Below are 18090 nucleotides of genomic sequence, written 5' to 3'. Positions count from 1 at the left end.
AATGGCATTTTTACAAATAAATTTTTATTCAAAAACATTAAAAAAACTTGTTAACTTTAATGCTCTTTTACCAATAGATACTATTGAAATACCAGGAATGAGTGAAGCTCCAAAAGGACCTATGAAGGCTATTTATCTTTTACATGGTTACTCTGGAAATCATCATGATTGGATTTGTGGAAGTAAAATTCAGGAGTTGTCGTTAAAGCATAATGTTGCAGTGTTTATGCCTTCAGGTGAAAATAGCTTCTATCTGGATGATACCGATAGAGGAGAGTTATTTGGAGAATTTGTTGGAAATGAGTTAGTTGAGTTCACACGAAAGATGTTCCATTTATCAGATAGAAGAGAAGATACATTCATAGGAGGATATTCCATGGGAGGGTATGGAGCAATAAGAAATGGAATAAAATATTCTCACAATTTTAGTTGCATTATTGCATTATCCTCAGCACTTATAATTCGAAATATTGCAGGAATTCCAGTTGATTATAAGGATATGATGGCTGATTATAAATATTACAATAGGGTTTTCGGAGATTTAAATCAATTATTAGGAAGTGATAAAGATCCAGAGGCGCTTATTCTTAAATCAAAAAAAGAAAATAAATATATCCCTAAAATATATATGGCTTGTGGAACAGAGGATTTCCTAATTAAAGAAAATCAAAGCTATCATGATTTTTTAGTTTCAGAGGGAATAGAGCATACTTATATAGAAGGACCAGGTATTCACAATTGGGATTTTTGGAATGAATATATAGAAAAAGCAATACTTTGGACTAACGAATAAAATGTGGAGGTGTGAATATGTCTAGAATAACTAAACTTTTTCCAGAGGGAAAAAGAAAAGCATTTACTTTAAGCTATGATGATGGTGTTATTCAGGATAAGAAGTTAGTTGAAATCTTTAATAGATATAATCTAAAAGCTACCTTTAATTTAAATTCAGGACTGCAAGGAGAAGAAGGGGCTTGTGTAATAAAGGATTTAGTTATAGAAAGAATAAAAGACAATGAGGTGATTGATTTATATAAAGGGCATGAAGTTGCTATTCATGGATTAAAACACCTTTCACTAACAGATATCCCTAAGGAACTTATGGTTGAGGAAATTCTTCAAGATAGAAAAAATCATGAGAAGATGTTTGGGTATCCTGTAAGGGGAATGGCTTATGCTTTCGGCACTTATAATAAAACAGTATTTAAGGTATTAGAAGCTCTTGGAGTAGTTTATTCAAGAACAGTAAACGATCATGGGAATTTCACATTACCTTCAAACTACTTGGAATGGAATCCTACAGCTCATCATAATTCCCCACATTTGATGGAGATAGCGGAAAGGTTTATTGAAGGAGAATTTCATGGTTTAGGGCTTTTTTATTTATGGGGGCATAGTTATGAATTTGATTTAGATAATAATTGGCATAGAATAGAGAAGTTTTGCGAATATATAGGCAATAGGGATGACGTCTGGTATGCAACAAATATTCAAATAGTAAATTATCTTGATTCTCTAAATAGATTGCAGTTTTCTACAGATTTTGAGCTTGTGCATAATCCATCTGCAATTTCAACTTGGATAGAATTTAATGGAACACCAGTGGAAATAAAAGCAGGGGAAACTAAAAAAATATGTTAGATGAGGAGCAAATAGCAGTGTTTGGAAATACAGAAATCAATCAAATAAAAAAGGTATTAAAAGATCACATAGATAATAATTATATAGCTGGCGCAAATTTAATGATAATAAAAGATGGAGAAGAAATTTTATATCACGAAGACGGTTTAGCAGATAGGAAAAGTGGAGCTCAAATAAAAAGAGATTCTATTTTTAGATTATATTCCATGACTAAACCTATTACAGCAACTGCAGTTATGATTCTGCTTGAACGTGGAGAAATCGATTTATATGAGCCGGTAAGCAAGTATCTTCCAGGATTTAAAGATCAGATGGTTGACGCAGGTGATTGCTTGGTTCCGGTGGAAAGGGAAGTAACACTTAAAGATTTACTTTCTATGACATCTGGCTTAGTTTATGGTGGAGAACATAGAGCAGGAAAGGATACTGAAGCTCTATTTAAGGAGATAGATAGTAGGCTGCTAGGTGATAAGCCAATGAATACTATAGAAGCTATGAATAAGTTAGGAAGATGTGCTTTAGCCTTTCAACCAGGAACTTCTTGGACTTACGGTACCTCAGCTGATGTATTAGGGGCTATTGTTGAAATAGTTAGTGGTAAAAGGTTTGGTGAATTTTTAAAAAAAGAGTTATTTGAACCACTAGGCATGAAAGATACTGGATTTTGGTTGCTAGATGAAAAAAGAGATCGCCTTGTAAAAACTTATTCTGACAATAGTAAGGGAGATTTAGAACTTTACACTGGAAATCATCTAGGAATAGTTCATAAGATGGATAGGAATCCAGAATTTGAATCTGGTGGAGCGGGTTTAGTTTCTACTATAGATGATTATGCTAGATTTGCTAAGATGCTTATGAACAATGGAAGTTTAGATGGTGTTCAAATTTTACGACCTCACACAGTTAAATATTTAACATCAGGAACTTTAAATGCCGTACAGCAGAAGGGCTTTGATAATTGGGGGACACTATGTGGACATAGTTATGGAAATCTAATGCGTATAATGACAGAGTGCAGTATGGCTGGAGATATAGGGAGCCTTGGAGAATATGGATGGGATGGCTGGCTTGGCCCATATTTCTGTAATTGTCCGAAGGATGATTTAATATTTTTATTCATGATTCAAAAGACTGATGCGGGAACTACTACACTTACTAGAAAGTTAAGAAATATTATTTTAAGTTCAGTTTGTAAATAAATTGGATTAAAAAAACTACCAGTAGATGATTAGGCACAAGCAATGAAAATATATAAAGATATCCAAAGCGAGAATTAGACTTATGCAACAATTACCGAAATCAGATACATTTATCTTCCACAGGACTAGTGAAATTTTTGCTGGAAGGTTCTAAATGGCGGCTTGTCGTAATTTAAGCGTGTTCCAGATGTAAAATTTGGACAAGCTGTAAATGAAACAAGCCCCCATTAAGAACCATCATCAGCTCAATTTCACATGCCTGCTTCCAGAAAAATATATCTGATTTCTAGTATAGTGTTACGATTATAATTTCTCAATAATACATATATATTACATTTATAAGTTGAATTATTAATTTGGATATCTATAGATAAAACAAGTGAATCTTAATTTTATGCCGTAACGGACTAAAATAAAATGGATTCTGTTACTTAGGGGATTATAGAATAGAGCTTTGGCAAAATGAGAGTAGACTCACTCTGTTAGCTGAGAAATGCCTATAACCCTATTTTAAATGTTCCAAAAAGAGATGATTTTTTTCTAGTAGCAGGATATATTTGAAGGTATAAATTTAAATTAGTTTTGTTTAGTCATGTTTTTTATTGTGCCTTACATTACAAATACAAGATATTTATTGATATATAAAAAATGAAAACGCTATGTGTAACCGGTTGACATATTAAAAAAAAGAGTATACAATATAAATATGTAACCGGTTGATATAATACACAAAGAAATCGTTTTAATTAAATTATTTTCACTAAATTTATATAAGGGGGAATTTATAAATGTCAGATTCAAATGTCAAACTATCTTTAAAAGAAAAACTAAGTTATGGTGTATCTGATTCTGGATATAATATTATTTTTACCGCTATTGCTTCTTTCTTAATGTTTTATTACACAGATGTAATTGGAATAGATGTAGCAACGGTTGGAACACTCTTCTTAATTGTTCGTGTTTTGGATGGTATTTCAGGTCCAGTTATTGGTATATTAATTGATAGAACTAATACAAAATGGGGAAAGTGTAGACCTTGGTTTTTATGGTTTGCTGGACCATATGCTGTAATCGCTATAATGACAGTTGCTGTACCAGAGTTAAATAATATGGGGAAGATAGCATATATGTATTTTACTTATATTGTATTTAATTTTTTAGCTTTAGCTATTGGTTCTCCTATAACAGCAATGTTGCCAAGTTTAACAACTAATTCTGAAGAAAGATTTAAGGCTAACTCTTTTAGAACTATTGCAGGGCAAGTAGCAGTTATAATAGCAGGAGCACTTACATTACCACTAGTAAGTATTTTGGGACAAGGAAATCCTAGAAGAGGATTTATGTTGACTATGGTAGTATTTGCAATAATTTCTTTTGCTCTATTAATGACTACCTTTAAAAATACAAGAGAAAGAGTAGTGTTAGAAAAGGCACAGGAACCACATTTAAAAGAAAGCTTAAAATCATTAGTGCGTAATTTCCCATGTTGGATATTAACTATTATGAATCTAGTTATATTTATTGGAATAGTTGTAAAAATGCAAGCAACTGTTTATTTCTTTAAATATAATATTGGAAATGTAAATATCGCATCGGCAGCAAATGCATTATATTCTGTATCGATGATAGTTGCCATAGCTTTTATTCCTATGCTTGCAAAAAGGATGAAAAATAGAAACATAGCTATATTAGGATTTGTAATAAGTATAATTGGCCAAGGAATTCTATACTTAGCTACTATAAACCAATCTTTAGTATTAACATTTGTAGGTATTGCAGTTGCAGCAGCAGGATTAGGTGGAGGACAAAGTGTTGTTTTTGTAATGTTTGCGGATGTAGTTGATTATGGTGAATGGAAGACTGGTGTCCGTGCACAAGGATTACTTACAACATTTGGAACAATGGGAGTTAATTGTGGTGCAGGAATTGCAGCAGTAGTAATGTCATTAATTTTATCTATTGGAGGTTTTATACCTAATGTTGAACAAACAGCAAGTTCATTGAGTGCAATTTCTTTTTGTTATGTAGGACTACCAATAATTACTTTAGTTATTAGTATTGGATTAATGTTACTTTATAAAATTGATAATATGAAAGATAAGATGCTTGCAGACTTAGCTGAAAGACATAAATAATTGCTGATAATAAAATATGTAGTAAGAATATATTGAAAAATAATTAGTTAAGGCACATTCAAAAAAATAACAAGTACAGCAAATTGCCTGATGAAAAATAATCATGGAATTCAGACTTGTTATTTTCTTTCATGTGCCTAAATTAAAGCAACTATGAGTGTATTATGTATTTGGTTATTTTTCTATTGTACAGGAAAATATGTTGTTTTTAATGTAAACGTATAAAACATATAAACTTCAGTAGAGAAGAGAAATGTATATATAACTTAACAGATCGTAAAATGTTACAGGGGGAATAAATATGTTAAAAAGAATTACAAAGGTTACAAGTTTATTAGTAGTAGCAGCTTCTATTGTATCAATGGTTCCAGCCATGGCCGTTGATGTTAAAAAAATTTCAGCGGATGAAGCTATAGTATATCAAGGAATATCAATTGGGGATGGTACATTTTATCTTGATGCAGAACTGAATGATAAGGATGAAGCTATTTATCTTTATGCAAATGGAAAATTTGCTAAAGTAGATGGTGCTGAAGCTGGTGATAAAATAAATGGTCTAGTAACATATAATGATAAAAAGTATCTAGAAATGGATGATGGAGATTATTATGTAGATTTAAAGACCGGAGAGATAACACATGAAGATATACTTGGAGACATCGATGATGATGCAGAATTAGCTGTAAGAAAAGCAATTAAAGCTAATAATGATGGAAGATTTGATAAAACATATTATGATGAGGTTGTTAAGGCAGAATATGATCATAGTACTTGCAAAACTATGTTTGGTCCTACAGGTGTGTGGAGAAAATTTTATTATAAGTTAAATATGGCTGATTTATATGGAGATCAGTATTCAGCAGTTTACTCTGATGATAAAGGAAACTATATTGATGCAGATTATAATTTGGGGAAGATTGGTATATATTCAACTGGTGCTGCTATTACTATAAAAAATACAGAAAGTACTTATGAATTAAAAGGAACTGATGGACAAACTTATGAAATAAAAGCAACAATTAGCAATGATACACCTAAGGATGAAGAGTTGGAGTCTATAACTAGAACTGCAGAACTTTCAATTTGGGGAAGAGTAAAAAATTCAGGTGATGATTATGAAAATATAACAGATCAAGTATACTTTGGGTCAAAAAGTAATCACCATAAACAAACTGTTATTAATGGCTCTGGTGATAATAAGAGTGTGACAGTAATACAAAAGATTTCTAAGGCTCAATCTTCAGATGATATAGATGGAATAAAGTATGCTAAAGATGTAAGTACATACTTTATTACTGATGAAGATGGCACAGCGGTACATTTACTTGGACTTTCTGATACTTCTAATACAAATGTTGATGGAAGTGGGTATGGAACAATATCAAGTGGACCACAAGGATATATGTTAAGTTCATATTGCAGTAGTGCTAAATTAAAACAATATGCAGAAACTATAAATTTTAAATCAGAAAATGGTTATTATTATATAGATGTAAGTGATTCTGATTCTGCATCGATTGATTCTCTTGATGAAAGTGTTATAGGATTTGGAGATCTTTTTGATTTGTCAAGTGATGGATATGTTGAGATGTTCAATGGTAAAGACAGTTCATTTGAAAAACTATACAAAGTAGATGGAGGTATGAACAAGATTAGTGTTAGTTTGCCATCTGAAGTGATTGTGTGGAATAAAGATGATGGAATTTATTCAATTATAACTTCAAAGGCTTCAACTTTAGATAAAACAGCGACTACAAATACAAAAACTACTGCGGGTGAAACAGCTTCAACTGTAGTTTCAGGTTGGTCAAAGGAGGCTAATGGAGCTTGGACATATGTTAAAACTGATGGAACCAAAGCTACAGGTTGGTTTCAAGATGGATCTACTTGGTATTACTTAAAAGAGGATGGTATCGTGACTACAGGGTGGCAAAATATTAAGGGGAATTGGTACTATCTAAATTCGTCAGGAGCAATGCAAACCGGTTGGATTAATGATAAAGGAATTTGGTACTATTGTAATGAGTTTGGAGTCATGCTTGCTGATACAACAGTTGATGGATATAAAGTAGGAAGTAATGGAACGTGGATTCAATAAAATATGATAGATAATTTTTGTATTATTTACAGAGATTATCTTCAGACACTCTTTCTCATGGCATAAAAATAGCTTTCTATGATATTTAATTTTATTATAGAAAGCTATTTTTTCTATTAAATTTACAGACTTTTTTTACAGGCGCTACATATTTTTTATATTGTAATTACACCCATTTTAAAACTCCACCATCTATACATTGTCCTGTTTGAAGATCTATAACAAATTGTCCTAAAGGAACTGTTAAATGTTCATAATTATAGCCATGATTAGCATATACCCAAGTATATATAAATACATCACTTACCTCTATACAAACACATGTTTTCCCTTGATAATTTACTATTCCATAATTAGTTATTTTAGAGTTGCCTCCCATTGTTACATGAGACGACGCATCACCACCTGGATAATATGCACTACTTGGAATATACTCTAAAGATACTGGAGCTCCATTAATATAAAGTGCATTACGATCTGAATTTGTTGTTACTACATAATCACCACTACTGCATAAATAGTTTGGATCAACTTTAAGGCTAAGAGTATATTTTGTATTAGGATCATATCCGTTTAATGAACGCACTCTAAGATAGCATGTACCACTAGAGAGCAATACGCTTTTTAAATCCCCTTGGTTTATGGTTGCAGCAATGACTAAATTCCCAGCACTATTTTTGTTACAAATATCCACTGCATATTTAGTATTAGAATTTGGATTAGTTAAACTTAATTCTAATTTTGTACTTTCAGTTGTTGAATATTCTATCCAGTTCTCATCTAGTGCATTGTCTATAGAGTCTGTTATAGTAGCAGATCCAGATACAGTTTTTCTAGTATTAAAGTTATCATATGGTGTAAATGTAATATTATATGGTGTATTTGCGTCAGCTCCACTTATTGCTTCTACTTTTATTAAGTATGCTCCAGCTGCAAATAACCCATTGAAATTTTGACCTTGAGTTAAAGTACCTAGGGAGTTAAGGTTGTTATCATAAAGAGTCATTTTATATGTTCCATTGCTACTTGCATTTTGAAATGTACCAAATATATTTTTATTTTCTGGTACTGTAAATTGAATCCAATCTACATCAAAGGCATTATCTATAGTTTGACTTATTGTTGTTGGAATACCAGATAAAATTTTTCTTTGAGTTATGCTGTCATCAGGTTCAGATGAATCATACTTATTTGAAGAAATAAGAATTAATTGATATTTGTTGTTTACATCAAAACCACCAGCGGAGTTAACACACATAAAATAATATCCACCGTCACTTATGTAACTTAACTGTTCATTTGATGTTGTAGATTTGCCATTAAGAGCTGAGTATGCAACTTGGCTTATACTTCCATCACTTTCATTGTATTTAAATAAGTATAAATTTAAATCTATAGCAGATTCAGCCTTATATCCAAGAAAGGCTGTTAATTTTTGACCTTTATCAACTTTGGTTAAATACCAGCGTTGTTCTCCTTCTGCTTTAATTTGACCATATGTCATAGTATTTAGACTTGCATATGCTGACTTATCTAAACTAGTATTACCCAAATCAGTTATTCCTGAGTATTCAGTTGTTACTGCTGCTCCAGTAGTAGTTGATTGGTCAATGGTTACTGCTGTATCAGTAGTTGTCGATTTTTCAGCTTTTAGTTGATTTTTAGCTAATACTGCATTTTTCTTATTAGATAAATTACTGTCAGTACAGAGTAGATCTATCTGTTTTTCTAGATTTTCGTTGATTTTTAGATTATACTTCTTTTTAGTATCAGTAAGCACATCTTTATCAAAGTTTGTATTTTCAGTTGATTCAGAAGTTATTTGTTTAGTGTTGCTTTCAGTAGTTAGGTCAGAATTACCTATAAGAACCACTTGTTCATTTTGATTATCTGTATTTGTTTCTAGTTCAGCTGCTGATGCACAGATTGATCCACTTGTTAATATAAATGTGCTAACTGCAGCAATTAATAATTTTAATGCTATTCTTTTCAAATTTATTATCCCCCTAAAATAAAAATTTGTAATAATGTAAATTACAAGAATATTATACCATCTATATCAATAAAATACAATTTAATACAAATGATATTATGTTTAGATTATCTTTCAAATGATAATAAATAAAAAATAGTGAAAAACATACTTTAATATGTTATTCACTATTTTTTTTAAAGATTCTATTAGTTGAATTTATTTAGACTCTAGATTTTTCAGGAATTATATATATTTTTTTATATCCCTTCATTTACATTATTATAATTTAACTCTTCACAATTATTTTTTTTATGTCCTAAAGAGCCTGTCTTTATAATCTTTACTAATACAAACATTATAACAGCAACTAAAGCTATAGGAATCAAGGTTTTAATACTTATTCCGCCTTCGTTTGCAAAGCCTAATTTTGAGCAAACTATATACATTGATATCATAAAGAATATTACAAACCCACAAGCTTCATAGCAATATTTCCATGGTTTTACATCTACAACGTTATTATCTTTTAATATAAATTCTGAAGCTCTTGGCTTTATTTGACCAATGAATAGCATGATTATGCAGCTTACTACAAATAAGATAGCTAATTGGTAAAGATAATGTAGATCTGGTTTTATTACTAATTGAAGTGTTCCATAAGTTAGTACAAAGAATACTATAGATATTTTAGCAGCTATAGCTGGAACTTTCTTAGTAACATAACCAATGAATACTATTGTAAATATAGGAACATTGAAAAATCCATTAACTGTTTGTAGGTATTCAAATAATCCTTGTGGTGCATACATTATAAATGGTGCAATAGTCATAGAAATTATAGCTAAAACAAGTCCAAACAATTTACCTTTTGATATAATTTCTTTATCAGATTTTCCCTTTCCAAATACAGGACTATACACATTTAATGCAAATAAAGTTGAAGCACTGTTTAAAACTCCATTAAATACGCTTAATACTGAACCAAACATGGCTGCTGCGAAGAAACCAATTAAAGGTTTTGGTAATACATCATTTACTAGTCTTGAATATAATAAATCTGGATTTTCAACACCTGTTCCATAAATATGGAAAGCTATAATTCCAGGTACAATAACTACTAATGGTGTTAATACTTTTAAAAGGCCTGCGAAAATTATTCCCTTTTGTCCTTCTGCTAAGTTTTTTGCTGCCAATGCCCTTTGAATAATGGCTTGATCTGTTCCCCAATAATAAAGGTTAACTAAAATCATTCCTGTGAATATTGTTCCAAAAGGTATTGGGTCATGTGATGTTCCTATGGCATTAAGCTTTTCAGCATTATTAGTTAGCATACTAGATAATCCAGTAGAAAAGCTGCCATGACCAAAGTAAATAAGTCCAAAGATAGGAACCATTAATCCACCAATAGCTAATCCTATACCGTTTAAAGTATCTGATACAGCAACTGCTTTTAATCCACCAAGTATAGCATAAATGAATCCGATTATACCTATAACCCAAACCATTATCCAAATACTAGCTGTATAGCTTATACCAAACATTTCTTGAACGTTAAATATTTGAGCTAACGCAATGGCACCTGAATAAAGAGTTATTGGAAGTAAATTTGAAACATAGCCTAATAAAAATAGTATCGAAACTATTTTCTTAACACCTGAATCAAAACGTTCTTCAAGAAAGTCAGGTACAGTAGTAACCCCTTGTTTTAAGTATCTTGGAAGTAAAAATAAAGCTACAATTACAAGAGTAATACCAGAACCAACTTCCCAACCCATAACGCTCATATTACTACTGTAAGCTTGAGCACTCATTCCAACAAAGTTAGAGGCACTTAAATTTGTAAGTAATAAAGATGCACCGATAACACCACCAGTTAAGCTACGGCCACCTAAGAAGTAAGAATCCTTTGAATTATTTTTCTGTCCTTTTAACTTACGATAAGTAACTGTTGCTACCAGTACAATACAAAATAAAAATGAAATAATAGTTAACATATTTTTTCCTCCTTTTAAAGCACAAACGTTTACTTCATCCATAATATGTTCTAAATATTTTTATGGATATTAAACATTCATATTATTGTAATCTATAGGATGTTATTGTTTTCTGTAATCGTTAATCATATTATATTGAAATCGTTCCATTATAAAAATTCAAATTATTAACTTTTCTTATAAAATATTAACTTAATTAAAAATAAATTTTATGATATAGTTTATTTTTTGAAATACTATACTTCTAGTGCTATAATTTCCTAAGGTGATGATTATGAAGATAAAAAAAATCACAAAAATAAGCAATAGAATAACTATATATTTTTCAATTATAATATTTGGATTGACTTTAGCTGTTACAGCATCTATAAGTTACATTTTCTCTAAGGAGATAACCAAGCAGTATAATAATGTTGCTGCAGAGAAAATAAATGTAATTTCTAAAATACTTAATGAAAATTTAGATTCAATAAGACACGATGCTTACATGGTTGAAAACGATAAAAATATTTATGACTATATGTATAAAGTTAATAAAAATGATTTTGTTGGTTCAGAAGCTAATACTGAATTTTTTAATAGCCTTTCGGAATATTCCAAATGGAGTAATTATATAAGTTCTGTTATACCATTAACAACAGATAAAAAAATAATGGACCCACTATACTCACAAGATCCTTATAGTGAATTAATTTATGGAAATAAGGAATTGGACAACTTTATAGAAAGTGGTTATTCAAGCAAATTCTCAGCTCCTAACACTTTTCCGTTTAATTATGAAAATCCTGATTATGAAAAAAAGACAAATATAACTTACTTTTCTAGGTATTTAGATAAGGAAAATTACTCATTATTAGGGTATCTTATGATTAACATAAAGAAAAAGAATTTATTTACAAACATAGATGACTATTGCAATGGAGTTTTTGATAGCACTTTTATTGTTGATCAAAACGGTAATTTGATCTATAAAATAGGAAATCTTGATTATAATAAAGCAATGTTAGAAAAAGTTAATAATGATACTCTAAAGATTAAGAATGAAAAATATATGGAATTTAATAATGTTATTGAGGCATATCCAGAATGGAGAGTTATTGGACTAATATCGTTAGATTCTTTAAATAAAAACCTTAATGCTATTAAAGTACTAATTTATTGTATTGGTATTTTCAGCATTGCAGTTGTAATTTTTATAAGTCATATTACTTCAAGAAAAATTACTGACCCTATATATGATATTACAAAGGCAATGAATAAATTTGAAAATGGAGAATGGCCAGATAAGTTAGAAGCTAAAACTGAAGATGAACTTAAATATCTTATAATTAGTTTTAATAATATGATTCACAATATGAAAAATTTAGTTGAACAAATTTACAAAGAAGAGGAAGAAAATAAAAAGCTTGAGGTAGAATCTATGAAAACTCAGCTGGATTTATTACAATCCCAAATTAACCCTCACTTTATACATAATACTTTAAATACAATAAATTATTTAGCTATAAAAAATAATCAAGGAGAAATAAGAGAAATTATTCAATCCTTTAATAGTTTGTTAAGGCAAAGTATATCAACAAATAAAAAGCTTATAACTTTAAAAGAAGAACTTACCTGCACACAAAACTACTTAAAAATACAAAAGTATAGGTATGGAGATATTGTTAAATTAGTATGTAATATACCAGAGGAATTGTGTGACTACTTAGTACCAAAACTTATTCTTCAACCACTTGTTGAAAATTCTCTTTATCATGGAATAGTGCCTAAAGGCTATGCTGGTACTATAAGAATAGATATATTGCCTCAAAAAGATTTTATAAGCATAAGAATTATTGATGATGGTGTTGGAATTAGTAATAAGAAAACTGAGCATAAGGGCTTTAATGGGATAAGCCTAGATAACATAAGTGAAAGACTTATATTATATTTTGGGAGTGAATATGCCTTAAAGGTATATAGCAAAATTGGTATAGGAACTTGTATAGAATTCAATATTCCATACATTGATTAAAAATACGAGTTTAGGTGTCATAAGTTTAAAAGGGGAGGTAAGAGCATGTATAAGGTAATGATTGTAGATGATGAAATACCTGCACGAGAAATTTTATCTTACATTATAAATTGGGAAGAAACCGAGTTTAAAATAGTATATAGTGCATCAAATGGTAAGGAAGCATTTGATAACTATTCAGATATAAAACCAGATCTTATTATTACAGATATACAAATGCCTGTTATGGATGGGTTAGATTTAATAGAAGAAATACAAAAAGTAAATAAGGCACAGAAATTTTTAATATTAAGCTGCTATGAAGATTTTACTTATGCTCAAAGAGCTATGAAAATGGGAGTAACAGATTATTTAATTAAAGATTTAATAACTCCCAATGATTTATATGGAATATTGGCTAAAACCAAAACAGACCTTGAAAATATAAAGTTTAAAAATATTGAAACAAAAAATGAAAACAAATTTTTAGATTTTTTTAAGAAGAATAAAGATATTGCTTTAAGAAAGCTTATATTTAATAACATAAGTGATGATGATAGTTATGTTCTCATTGAAAACCTTAACCTTAATTTAAAAGGAAAACTTTTTACTTTATTTTTAATCCAAATAGATAATTTTTTTAAATATATGGAAGATGAAGATTTTTATACAAAAACCTTAGATAGTATAATAGAAAATGTTTCTGAAGTTATCGAAGAACTTAACCTTGGAGAATGTTTTTATAGTGAAAATGGAGAATTCACAGCTATTGTAAAATTAACATCAACAACTAGTGAAGCTGATATAATAAATGAATGTTATTATCTAGCGCAGGAAATAAGACGAAGGGTTTCTATTTTGAATAATATAAGCTTAACAATAAGTGTAAGTTCAACTTTTAAAAAACCATTTAGAATAAAGAAATATTTTGACGAAGTACTTAACCTTTCTAAGATGAAAGTGTTTTTGGGCAATGATACTATAATTTTAAATAATACCTTTGTTAAGAATTTAAGCTTAGATACTGATACTTTAGCTAAAAGAATTAATGCTATTAATATAGCTATTGAACAAAATAATGTAGAAAACTTAAAGCTTGAATTAACTCATTTATATGATAAGGATATAAGAGGATTTATGCAATTAAATTATTTAAATTATATAAATTCTTCTCTCTTGGAGTTAGTAGTACGAACCTGTAATAGATATTCTATAACTTATGAGGAGATTTTTTCAATTTCATATATACCTATAGAAATCCTATCAACAAAGGAAACTGTTGAAGAAATGAGAGGATGGTTCCTTGAGATATTTACAAAAATAATAAATATTAATTGTAATAATTCTTTTAAAAATAAGTATAGCAAAAAAGTATCTGACTCCATTGAGTACATAAATAGAAATCTGTTCAATCAATCATTAAATTTAGCAGATATAGCAGAAAACATCAATGTACATAAAGTTTATCTTTGTAGAATATTCAAAGAGGAAACAGGTGAGAATGTAACAAAATATATTTTAAAAGCTAGAATAGAGAAATCCAAAGAAATAATTATATCTACCAATTACAAGCTTTATGAAATATCAGATAAACTTGGATTTAATAGTCCTCAACAATTTAGTATATTGTTTAAAAAAGTTACAGGCATTACCCCAAATCAATTTAGAGACTCATATTTCAAAAATGTATAGAGTGCTTATCACTTTGAATATGATTGCTAAAAATGTGATGAAAGGAATTTATATTACATGAACAAGAGAATACTTTTAGTTGTTATTATAATTTTATGTAGTTTTACTTTTTCTTGTGATACTGTAAGTAATAATCAAAATTCTAAAAAATCTGATTTGGTTATTGCTGTTATTTATAAAACTTTAGATGAAACTTGGTTCCAGGAAGAAAGCGAAGCAGCTAAAAATCAAGCTTTAAAAATGGGTGCTAAAGAAGTAATTACTATAGATGCTAAAATGAATCCAGACGTATATTTATCCGCTTTGGATAACTTGATTACTCAAAAAGTAGATGGAATTTTAATATGTGTTCCTGACCAAAAACTAAGTAAAATAACCATAGAAAGATGTAAAAAAGCAAATATTGCGGTTATTGCTTGTGATGACCCTTTAACTGATGAAAGCAGTAATTATATTGCTCCATTTGTTGGAATAGATTCTAATCAAATTGGACGAGATATGACTAGTCTTATGGTGGATTACTTAGAGAAAAATAATAGGTTAACTAATCCTAATGAGTCTGGACTTCTACTTATGTCAATGGATTCGGTATCTAGCTGTATACCTAGAACTGAGGGTCAATTAGACACCTTTAAAAATAGAATTCCTAATTTTCCAAAGGAAAATATTTTTCAGGCAGAATATAATGGCCAGTCAGAAAAAAGCTTCTATTCAGCAGCTTCTACTATTGCAAATAATAAGAATATTAAAAATTGGTTTGTTATGTCAGCAAACGAAGCTGGAACTATTGGTGCTATAAAGGCACTTCAACAATCAGGTCTTGCAAAAAATGCTGTAGCTGTAGGTGTAGGTAGCTACGTAGCAAAAGATGAATTCCAAAAGGAAAATTCTCCACTTATAGCTTCTGCATATATAAGTGCTACAGAAGTGGGACAAATTGCAGCACAAGAACTTATGGAGAATCTTTTGAATGGGAAAGATATACCTGATAAGTACTTAGTTACAGATAAAATAATAACTAAAGATAATTATAAAAACTTAATTCTTAAATGATTTAAAAAATTACATGGAATACGGTTTATCAATAGGGGATACAAGTTAATATGCAGTTCAATAAAAGCTATTTAGCTAAATTTTGTGAATAGAAAATAGAACCATTTTTAATGGAGAAGTGAGAGATGTAGGTTAGCTGATAAGTAAGAATACAATTTATTTCCCAGGAAAAATCAAATTTTTCATATTCAGAAAACTAGACTAAGTTGAGATTAGACTACCTGTAAATAAAAATAATTGAGAATTTCATGACATTCATCTGAAATTCTCAATTATTTTTTCTCATTATGCTTCTATTTTAGATCCACAGAATTCACATTCTCCTACAGTTCCAGCAGCTATACTGTTTTGAGCTCCGCAGCCATTGCAAGTTACTACCTTCATCCTAATATTCTTCTCGGTATTATTAAATTGATTATATGAGTTAGCTTCCTTCTTTTTAGGAAATACTATTTGTCTTTTAATTTCATCAATGTAAGCATCTTGAAAAAAGCCATTATCAATCATATTTTGCAAGTACTCTTTTGTATTTTCATATGATGCTGGAATGAGAGCAGAAATATTATCAATATCCATGATTTCATCATTAAGAATAATTGAAATACATTTTTTGAATTTTTTTGCATTTTCTTTTCTCTTTTTTCCCACTAAAACCAGGCTTATACCAGATAGAAGGTAGAATAATATTGCAACTTTACCTTGTTTAAATCCATCAGAAATACTTACAATAAATGTCACAAATGCACCAAATAAAAGTATACATCCGATTATAGTAACAGCTTTTCCAGACTGTAAGGAGTTTTTTTCATAAGTAGTATATCTCTTCCACATTAGAAATATACCAATTGGGAAAAAAGCTAAAAAAGTAAATATAATAAAAGGTAATGATAACCACCACTTAGGGTTAGGATTTTTCACTGAAACTTCAATATTATTAAAATTATAATTCATTAAGATCCCTTCCTTTACGTATCATTATGAATTTAAAACTGATCCGCAGAATTCACATTCTGCTACAGTGCCAATGGTAATATTATTTGATGCCCCACAGTTCTTACAAGTCACAACCTTTGACTCAACAACTTCAGTTTTTGCAATTATATTATTTGAAACTTCAGAGTTATTTTTTCTTTCAAGAACAATTTCATTAGTATCTCTATCTATATATGCATTAGTAAAAAACTTTTGAGCAATCATTACTTCTAGGTCTTTAATTACAAAATCTATTGATTGTGAACATGCATTTGCAATATTTTCTAAAGAAGTTTCATTTTCTAAAGAAATTATGTTTACATATTTCTTGAATCTTATAATTTTTCTTTTTGTTTTAATACCATATATAATTAGCCAAGTTCCTATAGCAATGAATATAAGTAGTACTATTATTGTACCTACACCACCCAGGGGATTACCAAATATAAGTGTAATACCAAATATAAAATCAATCAAATAACCTAATATACTTGCTATGATACCTGCAATTCTGTAAGCTACAATTCTTGGACGTGAAGTTTGTTGCATGCTCATATTTAGAAACCTCCTTGATGTAATTTTAGTACAGACTGATTACGCTCTTTAATAAGTAATACTATTTCATCAACTAGTTTTGAAACATCTTCAATTTTTGAATTATTTTCATTAGTTGATAATAATTCTTTAAGTGTCTGAATTCTATTATATATGATTTGTTCATTTTCAACTGTTTTGGTTTTATCACTATATTTTATTTCTTCATAAATTTTATTTAGTAGCGATGAATATGCACTAAAATTAGAATTAGATTTTAATGAAAATGCAAGACTTTCACAATCTTTTATTATTATCCCTGAATAAGCAAGTTCATCATCATTTTCATTTACATTAATCCCAGCTACATATAATGCTATTGAGATAATTAAAGCAGCTGCAAGAATAATAATTTGAGTAGTAATAAAACCTTGAGTATTACCGTTAAATATATTTTTGTTAAAAATAGAAAGTATGCAAGTAACTATCCAGTAAATTGATAGAGTGGAAATAATTCCAGATACCAATAACATTTGATTGCTTGGATATTTTTTCATTAAGATAATAGTAGTACCTCCAAATAAGAGGATTTCTGAAATTAATACAAATATAAAGGCAATCCAATCTATGTTTTCCATTGGATGATTTGTATATCCCAAGAAAAATACTACTAAGGTAACTATAAAAACAATGAAGCCAATTCCTATACTTGCAAGAGTTCTTGCTTTACTACCCATATTTATCCCCCTTTTCAATTCTATGAATAATCAAGCTATTTTTTCATAACAGCTTAACAGATTCTAA

Annotated in this window: 13 protein-coding genes; 8 read left to right on the top strand and 5 right to left on the bottom strand. The window is 29.4% G+C overall.

Annotated elements, in window-relative coordinates; all coding sequences use genetic code 11:
* Position 1 precedes the first annotated feature (1 nt).
* The 5 genes from L3B98_RS26590 to L3B98_RS26570 all read left to right on the top strand — a co-directional run bounded on the left by L3B98_RS26590 (position 2) and on the right by L3B98_RS26570 (position 7073).
* Positions 2 to 793, top strand: a complete 792-nt coding sequence (locus L3B98_RS26590; protein ID WP_238918922.1) for an alpha/beta hydrolase-fold protein — start codon at positions 2 to 4, stop codon at positions 791 to 793.
* Positions 794 to 810: 17 nt separating this feature from the next.
* Positions 811 to 1641: a polysaccharide deacetylase family protein gene (locus tag L3B98_RS26585; protein ID WP_238918921.1), complete on the top strand. Its 831-nt coding sequence runs from the start codon at positions 811 to 813 to the stop codon at positions 1639 to 1641.
* Positions 1635 to 2840 (top strand): serine hydrolase domain-containing protein, encoded by a 1206-nt coding sequence (locus L3B98_RS26580; protein ID WP_238918920.1) that lies wholly within the window; start codon positions 1635 to 1637, stop codon positions 2838 to 2840. The genes L3B98_RS26585 and L3B98_RS26580 overlap by 7 nt, the downstream gene beginning before the upstream one ends.
* Positions 2841 to 3628: 788 nt before the next feature.
* The gene (locus L3B98_RS26575; RefSeq protein ID WP_015395806.1) at positions 3629 to 4975 is read left to right on the top strand and encodes an MFS transporter; all 1347 of its coding nucleotides are present in this window, start codon (positions 3629 to 3631) and stop codon (positions 4973 to 4975) included.
* A 301-nt stretch (positions 4976 to 5276) separates the two neighbouring features.
* Entirely contained in the window at positions 5277 to 7073 is a 1797-nt protein-coding gene (locus tag L3B98_RS26570) for an N-acetylmuramoyl-L-alanine amidase family protein (RefSeq protein ID WP_238918919.1), read from the top strand.
* Between the two features lie 166 nt (positions 7074 to 7239).
* Here the strand turns inward: L3B98_RS26570 and L3B98_RS26565 are convergent, their stop codons facing one another.
* Positions 7240 to 9066 carry a hypothetical protein gene (locus tag L3B98_RS26565; RefSeq protein WP_238918918.1) on the bottom strand — a complete coding sequence of 609 codons (1827 nt, stop codon included), beginning with the start codon at positions 9064 to 9066 and terminating at the stop codon, positions 7240 to 7242.
* 239 nt (positions 9067 to 9305) lie between these two features.
* Complete coding sequence (locus tag L3B98_RS26560; protein WP_238918917.1) at positions 9306 to 11042, bottom strand: solute:sodium symporter family transporter; 1737 nt, start codon at positions 11040 to 11042, stop codon at positions 9306 to 9308.
* A 274-nt stretch (positions 11043 to 11316) separates the two neighbouring features.
* On the opposite strand from L3B98_RS26560, the gene L3B98_RS26555 reads away from it, so the two are divergent.
* Genes L3B98_RS26555 through L3B98_RS26545 form a run of 3 tightly spaced genes read left to right on the top strand, consistent with a single transcriptional unit; the run spans position 11317 to position 15780 of the window.
* Positions 11317 to 13056 (top strand): sensor histidine kinase, encoded by a 1740-nt coding sequence (locus L3B98_RS26555; protein WP_015395802.1) that lies wholly within the window; start codon positions 11317 to 11319, stop codon positions 13054 to 13056.
* A gap of 45 nt (positions 13057 to 13101) precedes the next feature.
* Positions 13102 to 14727, top strand: coding sequence for a response regulator (locus L3B98_RS26550; protein ID WP_077366688.1), 1626 nt, complete (start codon positions 13102 to 13104; stop codon positions 14725 to 14727).
* Positions 14728 to 14784: 57 nt separating this feature from the next.
* Positions 14785 to 15780 (top strand): arabinose ABC transporter substrate-binding protein, encoded by a 996-nt coding sequence (locus L3B98_RS26545; protein WP_077366687.1) that lies wholly within the window; start codon positions 14785 to 14787, stop codon positions 15778 to 15780.
* A 285-nt stretch (positions 15781 to 16065) separates the two neighbouring features.
* Here the strand turns inward: L3B98_RS26545 and L3B98_RS26540 are convergent, their stop codons facing one another.
* From L3B98_RS26540 to L3B98_RS26530, 3 genes are read right to left on the bottom strand one after another with little or no spacing between them, the layout of a single operon-like run.
* Positions 16066 to 16731 carry a hypothetical protein gene (locus L3B98_RS26540; RefSeq protein WP_077366686.1) on the bottom strand — a complete coding sequence of 222 codons (666 nt, stop codon included), beginning with the start codon at positions 16729 to 16731 and terminating at the stop codon, positions 16066 to 16068.
* Between the two features lie 24 nt (positions 16732 to 16755).
* The gene (locus tag L3B98_RS26535; RefSeq protein WP_077366685.1) at positions 16756 to 17307 is read right to left on the bottom strand and encodes a hypothetical protein; all 552 of its coding nucleotides are present in this window, start codon (positions 17305 to 17307) and stop codon (positions 16756 to 16758) included.
* Positions 17308 to 17309: 2 nt separating this feature from the next.
* On the bottom strand, positions 17310 to 18023 hold the full coding sequence (locus L3B98_RS26530) for a hypothetical protein (protein ID WP_077366684.1): 714 nt from the start codon (positions 18021 to 18023) through the stop codon (positions 17310 to 17312).
* Positions 18024 to 18090 lie beyond the last annotated feature (67 nt).

It is taken from the genome of Clostridium sp. YIM B02555 (assembly GCF_022320955.1).
Lineage (GTDB): Bacteria > Bacillota > Clostridia > Clostridiales > Clostridiaceae > Clostridium > Clostridium saccharoperbutylacetonicum.
This window is presented reverse-complemented; position numbering and strand designations above follow the sequence as displayed.